At 46.4% G+C, this 17,194-nt stretch carries 17 protein-coding genes; 5 read left to right on the top strand and 12 right to left on the bottom strand.

Going from position 1 to position 17,194, the window contains the following annotated elements:
* The first annotated feature begins 292 nt into the window (after positions 1-292).
* Together ACE3K2_RS01930 and ACE3K2_RS01925 are read left to right on the top strand one after the other, a co-directional pair.
* Entirely contained in the window at positions 293-2,065 is a 1,773-nt protein-coding gene (locus tag ACE3K2_RS01930; RefSeq protein ID WP_421886053.1) for an Rqc2 family fibronectin-binding protein, read from the top strand.
* Positions 2,066-2,437: 372 nt separating this feature from the next.
* Entirely contained in the window at positions 2,438-2,884 is a 447-nt protein-coding gene (locus ACE3K2_RS01925; RefSeq protein ID WP_421886050.1) for a GNAT family N-acetyltransferase, read from the top strand.
* A gap of 71 nt (positions 2,885-2,955) precedes the next feature.
* On the opposite strand, the gene ACE3K2_RS01920 is transcribed toward ACE3K2_RS01925, so the two are convergent.
* The 8 genes from ACE3K2_RS01920 to ACE3K2_RS01885 all read right to left on the bottom strand — a co-directional run bounded on the left by ACE3K2_RS01920 (position 2,956) and on the right by ACE3K2_RS01885 (position 11,321).
* Positions 2,956-3,825: a PHP domain-containing protein gene (locus ACE3K2_RS01920; protein WP_421886047.1), complete on the bottom strand. Its 870-nt coding sequence runs from the start codon at positions 3,823-3,825 to the stop codon at positions 2,956-2,958.
* 71 nt (positions 3,826-3,896) lie between these two features.
* Positions 3,897-4,820 (bottom strand): selenium metabolism-associated LysR family transcriptional regulator, encoded by a 924-nt coding sequence (locus tag ACE3K2_RS01915; protein ID WP_421886044.1) that lies wholly within the window; start codon positions 4,818-4,820, stop codon positions 3,897-3,899.
* Positions 4,821-4,952: 132 nt separating this feature from the next.
* A complete protein-coding gene (locus tag ACE3K2_RS01910) occupies positions 4,953-5,390 on the bottom strand; it encodes a hypothetical protein (RefSeq protein ID WP_017687436.1) in 438 nt (145 codons plus the stop codon).
* 165 nt (positions 5,391-5,555) lie between these two features.
* Entirely contained in the window at positions 5,556-5,819 is a 264-nt protein-coding gene (locus ACE3K2_RS01905) for a YlbG family protein (protein WP_095290540.1), read from the bottom strand.
* 143 nt (positions 5,820-5,962) lie between these two features.
* The gene (locus tag ACE3K2_RS01900; RefSeq protein ID WP_145322858.1) at positions 5,963-6,400 is read right to left on the bottom strand and encodes a YlbF family regulator; all 438 of its coding nucleotides are present in this window, start codon (positions 6,398-6,400) and stop codon (positions 5,963-5,965) included.
* 151 nt (positions 6,401-6,551) lie between these two features.
* Positions 6,552-8,270 (bottom strand): helicase-associated domain-containing protein, encoded by a 1,719-nt coding sequence (locus ACE3K2_RS01895; RefSeq protein ID WP_421886041.1) that lies wholly within the window; start codon positions 8,268-8,270, stop codon positions 6,552-6,554.
* Between the two features lie 36 nt (positions 8,271-8,306).
* On the bottom strand, positions 8,307-9,983 hold the full coding sequence (locus ACE3K2_RS01890) for a DNA repair helicase XPB (RefSeq protein WP_421886857.1): 1,677 nt from the start codon (positions 9,981-9,983) through the stop codon (positions 8,307-8,309).
* Positions 9,984-10,151: 168 nt separating this feature from the next.
* Complete coding sequence (locus ACE3K2_RS01885) at positions 10,152-11,321, bottom strand: M20 family metallopeptidase (RefSeq protein ID WP_421886038.1); 1,170 nt, start codon at positions 11,319-11,321, stop codon at positions 10,152-10,154.
* A 210-nt stretch (positions 11,322-11,531) separates the two neighbouring features.
* On the opposite strand from ACE3K2_RS01885, the gene ACE3K2_RS01880 reads away from it, so the two are divergent.
* The gene (locus ACE3K2_RS01880) at positions 11,532-11,879 is read left to right on the top strand and encodes a YugN family protein (RefSeq protein ID WP_062835371.1); all 348 of its coding nucleotides are present in this window, start codon (positions 11,532-11,534) and stop codon (positions 11,877-11,879) included.
* A 13-nt stretch (positions 11,880-11,892) separates the two neighbouring features.
* The gene (ftsW, locus tag ACE3K2_RS01875; protein ID WP_421886035.1) at positions 11,893-13,182 is read left to right on the top strand and encodes a putative lipid II flippase FtsW; all 1,290 of its coding nucleotides are present in this window, start codon (positions 11,893-11,895) and stop codon (positions 13,180-13,182) included.
* Positions 13,183-13,356: 174 nt separating this feature from the next.
* Here ftsW and ACE3K2_RS01870 read toward each other — a convergent pair whose 3' ends face one another.
* A complete protein-coding gene (locus ACE3K2_RS01870) occupies positions 13,357-13,719 on the bottom strand; it encodes an Asp23/Gls24 family envelope stress response protein (RefSeq protein WP_017687428.1) in 363 nt (120 codons plus the stop codon).
* 184 nt (positions 13,720-13,903) lie between these two features.
* Here ACE3K2_RS01870 and cax point away from each other — a divergent pair, with 184 nt between their 5' ends.
* The gene (cax, locus tag ACE3K2_RS01865; RefSeq protein ID WP_421886032.1) at positions 13,904-14,974 is read left to right on the top strand and encodes a calcium/proton exchanger; all 1,071 of its coding nucleotides are present in this window, start codon (positions 13,904-13,906) and stop codon (positions 14,972-14,974) included.
* 185 nt (positions 14,975-15,159) lie between these two features.
* Here the strand turns inward: cax and ACE3K2_RS01860 are convergent, their stop codons facing one another.
* The 3 genes from ACE3K2_RS01860 to ACE3K2_RS01850 all read right to left on the bottom strand — a co-directional run bounded on the left by ACE3K2_RS01860 (position 15,160) and on the right by ACE3K2_RS01850 (position 17,136).
* Positions 15,160-15,453, bottom strand: a complete 294-nt coding sequence (locus ACE3K2_RS01860; protein WP_017687426.1) for a YlaN family protein — start codon at positions 15,451-15,453, stop codon at positions 15,160-15,162.
* 225 nt (positions 15,454-15,678) lie between these two features.
* On the bottom strand, positions 15,679-15,924 hold the full coding sequence (locus ACE3K2_RS01855; RefSeq protein WP_036614658.1) for an HPr family phosphocarrier protein: 246 nt from the start codon (positions 15,922-15,924) through the stop codon (positions 15,679-15,681).
* A gap of 96 nt (positions 15,925-16,020) precedes the next feature.
* Complete coding sequence (locus tag ACE3K2_RS01850; protein ID WP_278298992.1) at positions 16,021-17,136, bottom strand: aminopeptidase; 1,116 nt, start codon at positions 17,134-17,136, stop codon at positions 16,021-16,023.
* Positions 17,137-17,194 lie beyond the last annotated feature (58 nt).

Below are 17,194 nucleotides of genomic sequence, written 5' to 3'. Positions count from 1 at the left end.
GCTGGTCGACAGGCTGTACACTATGCCGGACAAACTACCTGCTCTATATGTATTCGGACAGGTCTGTGATTAGCACCCGGAAGGTGAATCCTTTCCCTGATGGACAGAATAGGCTAAAATAAAAGTCTGCGATGTTCTGCGCAGTACCATGATCAGCGTTCAACAGGTAAGCAACGAAGAATCTGCTGCCAGTCCTTGTTTTTTTACATACCTGGTTGCACGTTTCTGTTATATAGATGAAGCATTAGGCATGATATATGCAGATGCTCGATTGAGAGAGGAAGTGGAAAAAATGGCATTGGACGGCATCGTAACACGGGCCATTGTTCATGAACTGCAAGGCTGCATTGGTGGACGTATCAGCAAGATCCACCAGCCGAATGGTCATGACGTAGTTCTCACGCTGCGTGCTCAGCGAGGTAATAGCAAATTGCTTGTTTCGGCAAGCCCGACATATCCGCGTGTGCATTTTACGGAAAAGACATTCCTTAACCCTACGGAAGCACCCATGTTCTGCATGTTGCTCCGCAAGCACTGTGAAGGTGCAATCATTGAGGAGATCCGTCAGATTGGCATGGAACGTATCATCCACATCGATGTGCGCCAACGCGACGAACTGGGGGATGTTTCGGTTAAACGGATCATCATTGAATTGATGGGACGTCACAGTAATATTATTTTGCTTGATCCCATTACAGGAACGATTCTGGATGGTATTCATCATGTGACTCCGTCCATCAGCAGCTACCGGGTCATCATGCCCGGCTTCTCCTACACCGCCCCACCCGAACAACATAAAAGTAATCCGCTCGAAGTGAGCCGTACAGTATTTGAGGACAACTATCACGCCGCTGAAGAAGAGGCATCACGCTGGCTTGTGAACTCCTTTAGCGGTCTTAGCCCGTTAATTGCCGGAGAGATTGCTGCCCGTGGGACTGCTGCTGAAGGCACCGTGAGCACTCCGGCTGTGATTGAGGGTGAGAGCCGAGTTGAGGCTGACGCACTCTGGAACGCTTTTGAAGCCGTGATGGGACCTGTGAGAGATCAACTCTACACGCCTGTAACCGGAATGAACGCCAAAGGTAAAATGATTTTCTCGGCCGTTCATCTTGAGAGCATTCAGGATTTGGAGAAAACCTATGACACGATGAGCAAATGCATGGAAGATTATTACGGAGACAAGGCTGAACGGGACACGGTTAAACAGAGAGTAAGTGATCTGCTCCGTTTTCTGCAGAATGAGCGAAGCAAGAACATCAAAAAGCTCGACAACCTGAACAAGGATCTGCTGGAAGCGGATGATGCGGACAAGTTCAGACTATGGGGTGAGTTGTTGTTTGCCTCTCTGCATCAGGTCCACAAAGGGGACAAAAGCGTGGAGCTTGTGAACTTCTATGATGAAGACCAAGCCAACATTACCATTCAGCTTGATCCGCTGCTCACACCGTCTGACAACGCACAACGTTATTTCAAGCGGTATAACAAATACAAAAACAGTTTGGCTGTCATTCATGAGCAGCTTGGCAAAACCAAGGACGAAATTGACTATCTTGATAACCTGTTACAGCAGCTATCCATTGCATCGATGAACGATATTGAGGAAATACGGGATGAGCTTGTTCAGCAAGGATACCTTCGCGACCGTAACAAAAAAGGTAAAAAGAAGAAGAAAAGCGATCGTCCGACCGTACACCAGTTCACTTCCTCGGAGGGAATTGATATTCTTGTGGGCAAAAACAACCTGCAGAACGAGTACGTGACGAACCGTCTCGCGTCTTCCAACGACACTTGGCTGCACACCAAAGACATTCCAGGTTCACATGTCGTTATTCGCAGTACGGACTTTGGTGAAGCTACATTGGAAGAAGCAGCACAGCTTGCTGCATACTTCAGTCAAGCCAAGGAGTCCAGCAGTGTGCCAGTCGATTACACGTTTATCCGTCATGTACGCAAACCAAGTGGTGCGAAGCCTGGTTTTGTCATCTATGATCATCAGAAGACCTTGTTTGTCACGCCAAATGATGAATTGATCAAGAGTCTGCCATCCACCATTAAAAATGGATAGTAAGTTGAACTAAAGATTATTTACACTGACACTACGATGACAGAACAACCTTCCAATCGCTGTTATCCCCAGATTTTTCTGATCCCCTTTTTCAAGGGTAAATCCGGGGATAAAGGCGAACGCTCCGCTTTTTCAGGTTTTTTCTGTCCTCTCCGTTATCGTATAAATGATTAGTTCAACTTATATAGATGTAACAGTAACAATAGAAAAATCCCCTGACCATTAACGGTTCAGGGGATTTTTGTTATTACATTACTTGTTTCAATAATATGTGAAGCTCAGCTTATTTATCATTTTTTTGAATATTAATTCATTTATATGTATAATAATTCAATTGTGATGAATAAAATTTGTAGTTAAAGGAAGTGTACCATGACCATAGATATCAGAGAAACTCAACCTAATGATCTGAAACCCCTGATGGCATTAATGCATGACTATGTGGTGGGATTCTACAACAACCCCTGGCCTGGTGATCAATCCATCCAGCTTTTGATAAACAACCTGCTTAATCAGCAGATCGGGGCTCAATTTGTGGCAGAAGAGGACGGGAAGCTTATCGGATTTGCCACCCTGTTCTTCACTTACAGTACGATGAAAGCAGAGCGTGTCGCCATCATGAATGACCTATTTGTTACGGAACCATTCAGAGAAGGCGCAGCAGAAGCCAAGTTATTTGCACACTGTCAGCAATATACGCGTGATCATGGCTGTGCTTATATGTCCTGGATCACAGCAGTGACCAATGAGCGAGCACAGCAATTATTCGAGCGTCTTGGCGCTACACGTGGCAATTGGGTCAACTATTCCATCACATAGACACTTTTCAACACAAAACAGGACATGAATTCATGGCAGGTTATCCCTCCATGCTTCCATGTCCTATCCGCTCATACTCCTTTTTGCTGTAAGGCAGCTGCCTTGAGTCTTTCCAACACATCAACCGTCACGGTCTTGCTACCAAGATCTCCGTGGAAAACAACACCTTGCCGTTCCCCATGGTAATCCGATCCACCCGTTTCAATAAGATCATATTCCCTGGCCATCTCCGCATACCTGCGTTCCTCTTCCGGGCCATGGTCCGAATGAAATACTTCGATACCATCCGGACGAGATTCTTCGATGATACGTCGCACCAATTCATCATCGTTATAGAGACCCGGATGGGCAATCACAGCGGCTCCACCTGCGGCCCTGATCCACTCGCACGCATCCTCTGGTGCAACGCGGGGTACAGATACGAAGCCAGGCTTGCCTTCAGCAAGATATCGATCAAATGCATCCCGCATGTCAACAGCGTAGCCTTTCTTCACCAGCACATCAGCCATATGAGGTCTGCCGATACTCTCATCCGGCTCTAACGGCCGTCCCAGCTCATCCAGTACCTCTTGCCAGCTTATATCAAGCCCAAGTTCCTGAAGCTTGGCGATGATCAGATGATTCCGCTCATCTCGCGCTTCACGTAATCCGCGCAACCGTTGCAGGAATTGCTCATCCTCTGTATTCACATAATAACCAAGCACATGAATATCTTTCCCACCAGCCCGGGTACTGATCTCTACTCCGGCAACAACATCAATATCGAACTCTTTTCCCGCTTGCTGTGCTTCCGCTACGCCAGCTACTGTATCATGGTCCGTTAAGGCAACCGCAGATAGCCCTTTTTGTTTGGCAAGCTTCACATTATCAGCCGGTGGTTGCATTCCGTCGGAGGCCTGACTATGGGTATGCAGATCACAGCGTCCTTTGCTTTGATTCACGCGTAGCAACTCCTTTCTTTACAAAAGTGAATTGTGATTCAATCTTATCTATCAATTGATGTTGCCAACGATTAAGCCTTTCCCGTCTTGTGTTCCTGCTCAGGTTGCTCCTGTTGACGCAGATAGTTCAGGAAAGCGACAGCTGACAGGGGCAGTAAGGACGATTTTAGATGAATGGCATAGAACTGCCGTTTGAATTCGAGTCCTCGGATATCCACAATATGAACAAGTCCCAGAGCCAGTTCATGCTGCACGGAAGAAGGAGATAACATCGTAATGCCTACACCTGCCTCCACGGCCGATTTTACCGCGCCTGTACTGCCAAGCTCCATCACAACATTCATATCCTGTGGATCAATCTTTTTCTTCTGCAATTGGTCTTCCATCACCTGACGAGTACCCGATCCCTTCTCACGCAGCACAAAGGGATAATTCATGACATCCTCAATATTCACTTTGCTACGCTTAGCCAGATCATGCCCGGCAGGCACAATCAGCTTCAGCTCATCCTGCATAACAGGCTCTACGATCATGTCCGGGTGGTGCACCGGCGCTTCAATCAGACCAAAATTAAGCTGGTGCTTCAATATATCATCCATAATTTGCGTTGTATTCATCACTTTCATGACGATTGAAATATCGGGATATTGAAGCGCAAATGGTCCTAACATGCGTGGAAGCACATATTCCCCAATCGTTAGACTGGCTCCCAGCTGAAGTCGGCCCTGTAACATCTGGGTAAACGCTGACATCGCTTCATCCGTCTGTCTGACCAACTCTACACTCCGTTTGGCATGAGGTAATAACGTCCGCCCCGCCTCGGATAATTCTATTTTTTTGGTGGAACGATGCAGCAACTTGGTCCCAAAATAGTCCTCCAATGATTGAATCTGCATCGTTACTGCCGGTTGAGTCATATGTAATGCTTGTGCAGCAGCCGAGAAACTCCCCTTCTCTGCTACCGTATAAAAAATATGCAATTGGTGAAAATTCATAACTTCGCCCCTCTTCGATTACACTCTCTATATTGTAGCCGATTTCCCGCTTGGCAACAAAAAAAGCATGCAGCTTGTCTGCATGCGATACAACTTGAATCTATGATTTCAACATATTGGATCTACACAGGCTTACTTATGCTTACGACTATTCTTGACCAGCGTCATTCTTCTTGAATGTCTTAACCATGAATAATATGACTTCAGGTCCCTTAATTCAATGGTCTCCGACATTCGTCCCAGAAACGTAACTACAATCATTTTGTGCAGCGGGTTACCCGCAATATCATATTCTCCTTCAAGCTCGGAAAATTCGGCGACCACCACCAGATCCTCATCAATCAGGTAGACGTCCTGTTCATTACGGTAGTATGGTGTAATACGGTCCTGCTTCAGACACTCCCATAACCACGCCGCAATATGGTCATCATCACTACGTGCAGGCTCAATACGGTCTGCATACCGCATCTTGGCATGATGGGTAATGACGATGTCGGCCACTTTCTTGTCTCCAAGAGCCACGAAAAACGGCTCATAGGTGCTCCAACGTTGCATCACCTTATCACGCATGGGAATCACTCTCCACCAGATAGGACTTTCTATCTATTTATTACCAAATATATTACAACATTAGTCCCGCAACCTCAAGGCGTAAGTGTAACTTTTTTTCACTAAAATCCATTTGTGCATAATTCAAGAAAAGAGCGACCCCAAAGGGTCCCTCCAGTTTCTCGTCTATATTCCGTAAAAGCTTGTTTTGTCCATGGTTTTGCTGGCATACTCGGTTTTGATCTCATTACGATACGAGCGTTCGATCTTGCGCACATAGGAAAGTCGCTTCACATTTTTCATCGTATCTTCTGCCCGTTCTGCATTAACATACATGACCACATAATGCATACGGCGGGAGATATAATGCACGGTGCCATATTTTTCGAGATTACGGGCAGCCTTCAAATCACTGACCCAAATAATGAATCCTGTCCTTTCCGCAAACATCATCGTTCCCCGCCCTTCTATAATGGAGACCGGCGCCTGGCATGATTGTTGCCCGGTCACTTGAACCGCGAACATTCATCCCTAAAGGTCCGGTCTGTCATGAATTTGAATTAATTACTCTTACCTGTTACTTACCTGATTACTTAACTGCAACCACACTTGCCGCCACTACCGCAGCCGCCTTTCGGATTTGGATCATTGCTCGGTACCTTAATAGTCGTTGATACGGCGAATGCAATGGTCTCTGACATCTGGAATAACATATCATCCAGGGACTTCTCTGCCTGTTTGAAGCGTGCTACCGCCTCGAAATTTTCCAACTCCTGTTCCAGCGCTTTCACCTGGTCTTTCGCTGCATGATAATCCGGGTGAAAATGACCGAAACGCTGTGTTTCTTCAAACAATTCCTTCTTGGCATTCAGCTTCCGGATCCCCATCTGAATCTCAGGGGTAGTCTCGACTTGCTGCTTCCAATATAAATAATCCGATACTTCGGCAGATTGGTTAATCATGTCGCCCAGTTCATATGCGCCCGTTAACACTTGGGCCATATCGACCGTGTTCATTTCCGCTACGCTCATGAATATTCATCCTATCTATATATAAAGTTCTACTTAACGTAGACTACCTCATCATAGCATATCCATGAATAGTTAAGAAGAGTTTTTCCTGCAATTAGAAATAGGGAAATCTCGAAAATTCGTCTTTCAACCTGAAATTCACGTAAAATAGTCAGGTTATGACATCATCTGGCAGGATAAGACGCATTGTATCCCACTCTGACGGGGAGAATGTACGCCATTCCGTCTCTGATGTATGTTCAGTTGAATCCAGCATGCACCATCCGCTTAAAGTCCATTGTTCATGCCCTTCTACCTGATGTGGAATGAGGTATTGTGTACGATTTTCCTGTTGTATCCCCAACTTGGTCTGCCACTCAATGGCTTTGGCAGCAATTTGTCGTGCGGTTGAACTATGATATCGACGCCACTCCCTGTACCAGGTCTCCGGTATCTCCTCAAATCCCAACAGATAGAACTTCTTCTCAATGACAGAATGATCACGCTCCAACCCATGCACAGATGCTGGGACATCAACCAGACCTTGATTATAGGGCGTGTAGAACGAAGAATATACACCGCTCAACACATCATTTTCTAATAACTTCGGATTATCTGTGGAACCTGTACTTGCCTCCATTACCTCCATGTTCCGATCTACAGTCAACGGTTCAGCATCCGTCTCCTTTGTCCAATCTGCTAACCCAATCCGCACATTCTCCGGTACGCCTGTCAGAGCATATTGATCCAGAAACTCCATCACTTCATGTAATCCATACCCTCTGGCTATGACCGAAATGAATCGTTCTCTCGTTATGCGATAGATAGACATTTGATCACGCGTCACCCGTTCTGCGCATTGCTCCAGCATCCAGATCACATCAGGCCTTGCTTCCGGTGGCACCAACATTTCAAAATCAGGCTGCATATAAAATCCACTCGGCCCCGTCTCATTTAACATCTCTTGTTCTTGATGTAACAGGTTCTGCGGTTTGATCAACCAACGGAATGCCAGATCTCCTGACTGATCTTCTCCGACGTCGCCATAACCCCAACCAGCCAGTGCGCTGAGCCAACCCCTGACCCGTGGTTTCAATTCTGAATTCTCTATATGGCACCATATATTCTGTTCTGGCCCAAGCACTGCCAATTGATAACGAAAATGCTGCAACGCGGGTTCTGCGTCTCCGTACCTTTCCATGCACGCTTGATATATCTCCCGATGCATCTGCCTCCATGAGAGCTTCAACCATTGTTGTAATCGATGATTTACAACCTGTATTCGGCCGTCAGACTTCTGAACCAGATTCAGACTGATCAATAGGTCGAGAAGGATTGCGACATGAATCGGATACACATCCGAATGTGCATAGCGAATGCCCAAACCTTCAAAGTCTGCAGCAGATAGCACTGTTACTTCGCTTAATTTCTGAACTGTTTTCTTATGTATCGTGCCCTTACCTGTCAAAGGAAGTCCTTCTCTCTCGATCCAAGCAATCAGATGAAGAAGTTCTGGAGCAATATCCGACTTTCCCTCCTGTAGTACATGCGTAAGATTTGTATTTTGTTTAACGGTTATGCCCACTCTTTGCGCGTAAACAATCGTTAATGTCTCCATCAGCGAGGCAGGAATATAGAATAATCGCTCCCCCCAACTCTTATATACAGATTCAATCCATCCTTGCTGCCTAAGGTTGGCGAATGAAGAACTGGCCTCTGCGACACTTAACCCTTCGCTGGCCCACTGTTCTCGCGGCAGGAGAGATGAAAAAGGCTGGCCGGCATGTTTGTGAAAAATTGCACCAAGCACTTTTTGCTCCACCAAAGTAAGCTTTGACCATGAATCAAGGTTCAGTACCACAGGCTCATCTATTGGTCCAGATGAAGACATATCCCATTCCCTCCTCTTATCGCAAGTATAAATGAACTATTCGTTCTCATGGACGATGGCATATTCATATCCCTGTTCCACCAAGAACATCTGACGGTTTAATGCAAACTCCTGTTCCTTGCTATCCTCCGATACCAACGCATAGAAATATGCTTTGTTCTCCCCTGCTTTTGGTCTCAAAATTCTTCCCAACCGCTGTGCTTCTTCCTGTCTTGAACCGAAACTCCCGGATATTTCAAGCGCAACAGCAGCATCAGGCAGATCCACAGCAAAATTGGCAACCTTGGATACCACTATCGTTTTGATCTCTCCACGTCGAAAAGCGGCAAACCATTTAATCCGCTCCTGCTGTGACATGTTCCCCGAGATCAGAGGTGCTTCAATTTCCCGGGCAATCAACTCTAGTTGGTCCAGATATTGTCCAATGACTAGCGCGGGTAAATCCCGATGACGTTCCAGCAAACGCTTAACCACACGTACCTTCGCCGGATTCTCGGCAGCCAATCGAAATTGGTGCTTAACCTCGGCTTGCAAATAATTCGACCTTAGTTCCGGGGAAAACGGGATACGGATCTCTTGGCATTGTACATCAGCAATCCAGCCTTGCTGCTCCAGTTGTTTCCACGGCATATCATAGAGCTTTGGACCTATCAGTGAAAATACATCCTGTTCACAGCCATCCTCTCGAACCAATGTAGCCGTCAATCCCAGCCTTCGCGTAGCTTGAATATCCGCAGTTGCACGGAACACCGGCGCTGGCAGTAAATGTACTTCATCATATATGATCAGCCCCCATTGCCGCTCACTGAGCAGTTTGATATGGGTAAAATCAGCCTCCTTTGATTTCCGGTGTGTAAGAATCTGATATGTAGCTACAGTCACAGGTTTCACCTGTTTTTTCTGACCTGAATACTCACCAATCTGTTCGCTGGTAATTGTGGTTTTGTCTTGAATTTCCTGAATCCACTGTCGCACAGACGTTGTATTGGACGTCAAAATAAGGCATTCACATTGAAGCCGCTCCAGCACCGCCATGCCAATGACCGTTTTGCCTGCTCCGCAAGGAAGTACGAGTAATCCACTTCCTCCCATCCCCTCACTGCCTTCAAATGCATCCACAGCCTCTCTCTGGTAAGCACGCAGCGCAAATCGCTCTGAATGATTGACTGAATCATTGGTTCGCCATTGGAATGAAAGCTTGGTTCCCTCCCGATATCCCATGTAATCAAGTACGGGGTAACCCAATCGTGTTAATTCCCTTTTCAATAACCCTCGCTGTTCTCCTGGGAGCAGAAGTTCATGAGCATCCCTGCGTTCCATACGAAAAGCAGCTATCGTTTTTAATCCGCTTAATTCATCCAGCAACCGCTCATCCTCACTATAAAGGCGCATTTTGGTGTGATCTGCTTCGGAATGCAGCTTTAATTTGCCATATTGATTCATGATTCTTTGAACATCCTGTATGAGTGCAGCAGGCACATTCCAGCGCGAGACCCGTTCCAGACTTGCGATGACCTGATCTGCATTCCATCCCAGCGCAGCCGCATTCCAGAGCGATAACGGAGTGATTCGGTAAGTATGAAACGCTGCCGGTGTCTTAACCAGTTCTGAATACATCCCAAGTTGCTCTCTTGCTCTTTCGAATCCGGGGTGGCCCACTTCCAGCAAAACTGTAAAATCTCGTTGAACGATACAAGCATCTGTCCTTAGCATATGTTCTGTTCCTTCCATTTGAAGCCTTCCTCCTATCACAAAAAAGTCCAGTTTCGGTAGCTTCCGAAAATGAACCTCTATAATTGAGAGTTCAAAAACTCTATAAAAATCAAAAAAAACATCCTGCCCATACCTCGGTATGAACAGGATGCCCAACTGCTTCTAAAGTCATTCGGCTGTGTAACCCTTAGCCATGGCGACAAATAATCTCACGGCAGTCTGCATCGCATCTTCATCAAAATCAAACATCGGATGATGATGCGGATAGATCGCATTTTTATCCGGGTTGCCTGCTCCAACAAACATAAAGCACCCTGGAACCTTTTGCAGATAATACGCAAAGTCTTCCGCTGGCATCAGCATCGGGGATGCTTGCACTCGTTCTGCCCCAAATAATTCTGTAGCTTCTCTGAAGAAACGCGCTGTCTCCTGCTCATCGTTCACCACAGGTGGATATCCCATAATATATTTCACTTGAGTCTCTGCGCCGTACGCTGCCCCTGTTTGGTCCACCATAGTAAGTACTCGTTCTTTCATCCCATTGCGGGTCTCTTCATCAAACGTTCTTACCGTACCGCTCATTTTGCATTGCTCTGCAATTACATTCTGAGCAGAGCCCGCCTGCATTGTACCAATGGTCAGCACCGCCGGTTGCAATGGATCAACCGAACGACTAACAACGGTCTGAAGCTGCATTACAAGCGCAGAACCCGCGATTAGACTATCTATCGTGGATTGCGGCATCCCGCCATGTCCACCTTTACCTTTGATCTCAATATAAAAATCGTCCGCCGCGGCCATCATCGGTCCTGCTTTGCTGGCAACAACACCTACCGGCAGCGGGGTCCACAGATGAATGCCGTATATGACATCCACGCCTTCAAGCGCCCCATCTGCAATGACCTGGACTGCACCACCCGGAAGCAATTCTTCTGCTGGCTGGAACAGAAAACGAATCTCGCCTCGGATCTCCTGCTTGTGACGGCTGAAATACAATGCCGTACCTAGCAAGATGGAGATATGACCATCGTGGCCGCATGCGTGCATCGCACCTGCTTGTTGTGACGCATACTCGATGTTCTTCTCATCCTGAATTGGCAATGCGTCCATATCGGCTCGCAGCATGACGACAGGACCCGGGTTGTCCCCACGGATTGTACCAATGACACCATGCCCACCGACATGGCGCCTCACTTCAACGCCAAAACTCTCCAACATATCCGCAACAAAAGAGGATGTCTTCTCCTCATGAAAGGAAACCTCTGGATTGCGATGAAGGTGACGCCGCCATTCCACCATGTGGATCTGCAGATCTTCCCACCATATATTATTAGTCATGTCTCTCCACCCTTTCAATCTTGAACGGGACTTATAGCAAGCCCGAACCTTCCTCTTCAAACCTATTGCTGTATATTGTAGCAGAATTGGAAGAAAACCGATACGAAACGCCTCTGGAAAGCTTGCACGGGAAGGGGAAACATACTATCATGAACTAGAGAAATACTCGAGAAATTATACTCGGAAGCTTATGAGGAGGATCAAACGCTTATGATTTTTGAGAATACAGGCTTGGATGGCTTGAAGAGCGACTTGGCATACCTGGATGAGAGCGCCGAGAAAGTCGGATTTGTCCGGTGGCAATGGGAATATTACCGTGCTACATATGACTACAAAATTGAAGATGAACAAACCAAATCAGAATACTTTGTACGCATTAATACCCGCGCAGTGGAAGGCAAATTGGAAAAACCGGATACCGTTCTTGCTGTTGAAGCCGTTTATCTTGGCAAAGCCACCTTCCCTCACGGTCTGGATTATGACTCTTCCGTTCCACAGCCAGTCGTGAAGCTGGCAGCCGAAAAATTACAGCAGCTCAAAGAACTGCTGGAAGCATAGGCTGGGCCAAACGATGAAACAACAAACGGCCCAAACGAAAACGAAGAGAGGCACGCCGGATTTTCAACTGCTAATCCTCACTTTATTGTTGGTGGGCTTCGGACTGGTGATGGTGTTCAGCTCCAGTTCCAGCATTGCAATCGCAAGCGAAAGATTTAACAATGATGCCCTTTACTTCACGAAAAAACAACTTATGTGGGCGATTATCGGTCTATTTGGCATGTTTTTTGCCATGAATATCCGCTTCAACAAGTACAAAAAACTCTATGCCCCCTTTTTCCTGCTGACTACGGTCATGCTGGTGATTGTGTTGGTCACAGGCGCGGTATTGAACGGTGCACGAAGCTGGATTTATATTTTTGGTTTCAGTATTCAGCCTGCAGAGTTCGCAAAAATTGCTATCATTTTATATCTTTCTGCTCTGATTACCAAAAAAGGTGAGAAATTCAGGGTTTTCAAGACAGGGTATTTTCCCGTCTTGTTCATCGTCGGATTCATCGCAGGACTGATTATGCTGCAACCAGACTTCGGTACCACCTTCATTCTGGTGTCCACTTGTGGTCTCTTGATCTATGCCGGTGGAGCCAGTATGAAACATATCCTGGGTTCAATACTCTTGGTTGTACTCGGTGGGGCACTGGCGTTTGGAGTGAATTCCCTGTTTTCTTCCGCGTCTCCTTCGGACGCAACGACCACTGCAACAGCAGTCACTGCGGAGCAGAATTACAAGATCGGACGTATTCAAGCTTTCCTGGATCCATTATCCGACATTAATGGCGGAAGTCTTAACCTCTACCGTTCCCTTGTTGCCATTGGTGATGGCGGTATGACAGGTTCCGGAATTGGACAAGGTACGATGAAGCTGCACTACTTGCCAAATGCGTATAATGACTTTATTTTCTCCGTGATTGGTGAAGAACTCGGGTTCATCGGAAGTACACTATTCCTGCTCGTTTACCTGTACTTCATCTGGCGAGGAATTATTGTCTCTCTGCGCTGTCCCGATCCATTCGGAACATTGGTGGGCATTGGCATTATGGGATTGATCGCGATTCAGGCATTTATCAACATCGGTGGTGTAACTCAGACCATTCCGGTGACGGGGGTCACGCTTCCGTTTATCAGTTATGGGGGGACCTCTCTCTTTGTTATGATGGTTGCCATGGGCATCCTGCTCAGTATCTCGCGCACCAACAATCTCGACGTGATCAAGGAAGAGAAAACCAAGTCCGTGACTGTACAGACACAGACGCGTACCTCTCCTGCTCTTCGTTCACGGGAATCCATCCGTCGGATTCGATAAACGGGCTATTCCTTCAGAAGCGGAACAGTTACCCAGTTCAAAAGAAAAAAACATAAAAAAAGCTGTGCACCCGATTGGATGCGCAGCTTTTTTTGTTTGTCTTTGGAACACACTGTCTATCAAGATGAAAAACAGGATTATGATGCTTCTGTCCTTCATCGCGGATTGCGATGTCTACAGATCGTCGCCTTTGAAAGATACGCCTTCTACCTTTACATTGACTTCAACCACGCGTAATCCGGTCATGGTCTCTACCGCTTCTCTTACGTTCTGCTGAAGCATACGGGAAACTTCATGAATCGGGGTTTCGTACAGGACGATGATGCGCAGGTCAATGGCTGCTTCCAGCTGGCCGACCTCAACGCTCACGCCTTTCTGTACGTTTTTACCGCTGAGTCGCTTCGCCCAGCCCTCTGACAAACCTCCAGACATTGCGGCAATTCCGGGCGTTTCCATTGCAGCCATTCCGGCAATTTTCGCAACCACGTCATCGGCAATCCGGATGTTTCCGCTCTCCAGTTGAAGTTGTTCTGCCATGCCACATCCTCCTTCACTTCGTTACTCGTATTTTAAATCCTTTCCACCCCAAAAAGCAAATTAAACTCAAAAAGATGCGTTTACAACCTACCACCATTTGGTTATATTGAAATATGAAAATAATCTCATAAGCATTTTTCAATGCAAATCAAAAACAAAATATTTTATAACCGAGGTGTTTGTTGTGAGAAACCGGATTTCATCCATTTTGCTGATTGCGTTCTTTGCACTCAGTGCCGTCGCCCACTACTTGAAATGGGATTCGATTCTACAGTTCGTGATATCAGCCATTTCGGTTATTTTTGTGGCCGGATTTTTAGGCAAAGCCACCGAAAATGTAGCCCATTACGCCGGACAACGGCTAGGTGGATTCCTGAATGCGACCTTCGGCAATGCCGCCGAATTGATCATTGCCATTTTCCTCGTGAAAGAGGGACTGTTCGACATGGTCAAAGCAAGTCTGACAGGTTCCATCATCGGAAATCTGCTGTTAGTGCTCGGGTTAAGTATTTTTGCCGGAGGACTCAAGTTCAAAATTCAGAATTATAATGTTTCACTCGCAGGTCTGAATGGATCCCTGATGATTGTTGCCATCATTGCCCTGTTTATTCCGGCAGTCTTTCTCAATACACATTCCATTACACAGAAAGACACCAATACACTAAGTCTCATCGTAGCCGGATTGCTCATTCTCGCGTATATTGCCTGGTTACTCTTCTCCATGGTGACGCACAAGAAGTATCTTGCAGATGTCACGGAGGATCGCGATGAAGAACTACCGCATGAACATGCTCCGGCATGGTCCAAGAAAAAATCTATTCTCTATCTGGTACTCGCAACGGTCATGGTTGCCTTTGTCAGTGAATGGCTGGTGGGCACTCTCGAAGTCTTCACTTCCGAATTTGGTCTTAGCGAACTGTTCGTCGGTGCATTCCTTGTGGCCATTATCGGTAATGCGGCCGAACACAGTGCAGCGATCATGCTTGCCATGAAAAATAAAATTGGAGCCGCCGTTGAGATTGCGGTCGGCAGCAGCTTGCAGATCGCGCTCTTTGTTGCCCCTGTACTGATTTTTGTCAGCTACTTCACAGGAAGAACCATGGATATCGTATTTACAACGATTGAACTGGTCGCCATCGGCGTCTCCGTGTTTATTGCGAAGTCCATTACCCAAGATGGTTCAACAAATTGGTACGAAGGCCTACTCCTGCTCGTGGTATATATCATACTCGGCGTATCCTTCTTCCTGGTGTAACCGGGCCTTCACCAAGCCGGCATTAAATAAACAAGCCACAAGAGGCAGCCCGAATTCGCATTCGGTGCTGTCTCTTTGCTTGTATACGCCTTCCGGCTGACTTGCAGCCCTATCCCCATTCAGACGCACAAAAAAAGCATGCATAACGCCTGCATGCCTTCTATTCTGACCCGCGCATTTGCAGGCTATTGCTCATTCTTCTTGTTCAAGGCTTCATATAGAATTGCCAAATTCCGCTCAAGCGCGCTAACCAGCTGCTTACCTGCACCTTCTGGAAGGAGCCCTGCACGAACAGCAAAATCAACTTCCTTGGAGAACCCATACATCTGTGTATCCAATACTTCCTCATAGAGAGGGCAGTAGCGGGTAGCCAGATTCTCCATCTGTACTTCAATAAGCTTCTGTATTTTATCTGCATCTTCTTGAAGAAGACTGATCGCTTTCAAATTCAGCTGGTCCTGCAGATCAGATGAAGTCATGCATTTTTCCCCCCTATGTCCCAAAAATCGCGTAAAGACGTTCTACCTCTAATATTAGACGAAATGAAGAGCTAATACAAGAACCTGACCAAAATAAGCCCGCAAAGTTAAGCCTTCTGTTAAAGAAAAATCCTCCTGTTCCAGTCCCGTCCAGATGCGCATTCAGGTCATGCTATGCCAAAAAACACCCCTGCCAAAAAAGGCAGAGGTGCTTCTTGAGAGTTATTACTCAGATGCGATGCTTACATTCAGTCCATGCTTGGCAAATACTTCTGACATGGCTGCTTTTGCTTCAACTGCATCTGGACCATGAACATGCAGTTCATAGCTATGCGTGCTGATCAGCGTTGTAAACAATCCGAGAATACTTTTCACATCGATATACTTGTTCTCCGAATGAAGCACGATTGAAGAAGTAAACTTGCCTGCTGTTTGAGCAATTTCCACTACAGCCGCGTTATTACTCGACATAGGAATCCCTCCGTCTTTTTACGATTGGTATCATCTATTAATTACCACTACATGATACCGTGAATCCGCTTTCCTAGCAACAGCAAAATCCTGTTCCTACTTCAAACGGTCCGGATTCAGGCATTCCAGCTCAGGAATAACAAAAATACCGTCTTTACGAATCAGAACATCGTCAAAATAAATCTCTCCGCCGCCATAATCTGGACGCTGGATTAACACCAGATCCCAGTGGATGGACGAGCGGTTGCCATTGTCTGTTTCTTCGTAAGCCTGCCCTGGTGTAAAGTGCAAGCTGCCTGCGATTTTTTCATCGAACAGAATATCTTTCATCGGATGCAGAATATGCGGGTTGAACCCAATTGCGAATTCACCGATATGACGAGCACCCTCATCCGAATTCAGAATTTCATTCAAACGCTCTGTATCGTTGCTTGTCGCTTCAATGATTTTTCCATTCTCAAACGTGAACTTGATATTCTCAAATGTTACTCCGTTGTACAGCGTTGGCGTGTTATAACTAATCGTTCCGTTCACGGAATTACGCACAGGGGCACTGTACACTTCGCCATCCGGAATATTTTTTTGTCCAGAACATTTCTCTGCACCAATATCTTTGATGGAGAAGCTCAGCTCTGTTCCTGGTCCCGTGATACGAACTTTGTCCGTCCGCTTCATCAGGTTAGCGAGTGAGTCCTGCGCTTTGTCCATTTTGGCGTAATCGAGGTTACATACGTCGAAATAGAAATCTTCAAACGCTTCTGTACTCGTATTGGCGAGTTGCGCCATACTTGCGTTAGGGTAACGAAGCACAACCCATTTCGTATGTTTGACACGCTGTTCACTATGTACCGGGTGGGAGTACAATGCATTGTACATTTTCATTTTTTCTTCCGGCACATCGGACAGATCATTCACATTTTCTCCCGCACGAATACCGATATAACAATCCATCTGCTTCATCCGGTTCAGATCAATCTCTGCCCACGTCTTCATCATTTCTTCTGTCGCATTTTTCAGCATCGCACGCTGTACGGTTTTATCGGTCAACTGTACAAAGACGTTACCACCTTTTTTGCCTACCTCTTCAATGATGGCGTTAATCAGATCACGTTCCGATCCAATCATCTCAACCAATACATTTTCACCAGGCTGTACATCTACAGAATAGCCCACCAGGCTTGCTGCAAGCTTTTGAATTCTTGGGTCCTTCATCTTGTTAAAAACCTCCTGTCATCTGCCATGCTTGAATTGAACAACGGTAAATTACGAT

The sequence above is a fragment of the Paenibacillus sp. genome (assembly GCF_048976745.1).
Classification (GTDB): domain Bacteria; phylum Bacillota; class Bacilli; order Paenibacillales; family Paenibacillaceae; genus Paenibacillus.
Note: the sequence above shows the minus strand (reverse complement) of the source record. Positions and strands in the feature narration are given on the sequence as shown.

Excerpts from the sequence above, each read along its gene's own strand:
- ACE3K2_RS01900 (WP_145322858.1), bottom strand. The coding sequence starts at position 6,400 with ATGAGCGTAGCGGAAATGAACACGGTCGATATGGCCCAAGTGTTAACG.
- ACE3K2_RS01885 (WP_421886038.1), bottom strand. The coding sequence starts at position 11,321 with ATGACTAATAATATATGGTGGGAAGATCTGCAGATCCACATGGTGGAA.
- ACE3K2_RS01860 (WP_017687426.1), bottom strand. The coding sequence starts at position 15,453 with ATGACTTCATCTGATCTGCAGGACCAGCTGAATTTGAAAGCGATCAGT.
- ACE3K2_RS01910 (WP_017687436.1), bottom strand. The coding sequence starts at position 5,390 with ATGCGTGATAAGGTGATGCAACGTTGGAGCACCTATGAGCCGTTTTTC.
- ACE3K2_RS01850 (WP_278298992.1), bottom strand. The coding sequence starts at position 17,136 with ATGAAGGACCCAAGAATTCAAAAGCTTGCAGCAAGCCTGGTGGGCTAT.
- ACE3K2_RS01915 (WP_421886044.1), bottom strand. The coding sequence starts at position 4,820 with ATGAATTTTCACCAATTGCATATTTTTTATACGGTAGCAGAGAAGGGG.
- ACE3K2_RS01890 (WP_421886857.1), bottom strand. The coding sequence starts at position 9,983 with ATGCTAAGGACAGATGCTTGTATCGTTCAACGAGATTTTACAGTTTTG.
- ACE3K2_RS01855 (WP_036614658.1), bottom strand. The coding sequence starts at position 15,924 with ATGTCGAGTAATAACGCGGCTGTAGTGGAAATTGCTCAAACAGCAGGC.
- ACE3K2_RS01880 (WP_062835371.1), top strand. The coding sequence starts at position 11,532 with ATGATTTTTGAGAATACAGGCTTGGATGGCTTGAAGAGCGACTTGGCA.
- ACE3K2_RS01930 (WP_421886053.1), top strand. The coding sequence starts at position 293 with ATGGCATTGGACGGCATCGTAACACGGGCCATTGTTCATGAACTGCAA.
- ACE3K2_RS01905 (WP_095290540.1), bottom strand. The coding sequence starts at position 5,819 with ATGTTTGCGGAAAGGACAGGATTCATTATTTGGGTCAGTGATTTGAAG.
- ACE3K2_RS01925 (WP_421886050.1), top strand. The coding sequence starts at position 2,438 with ATGACCATAGATATCAGAGAAACTCAACCTAATGATCTGAAACCCCTG.
- ACE3K2_RS01870 (WP_017687428.1), bottom strand. The coding sequence starts at position 13,719 with ATGGCAGAACAACTTCAACTGGAGAGCGGAAACATCCGGATTGCCGAT.
- ftsW (WP_421886035.1), top strand. The coding sequence starts at position 11,893 with ATGAAACAACAAACGGCCCAAACGAAAACGAAGAGAGGCACGCCGGAT.
- ACE3K2_RS01895 (WP_421886041.1), bottom strand. The coding sequence starts at position 8,270 with ATGTCTTCATCTGGACCAATAGATGAGCCTGTGGTACTGAACCTTGAT.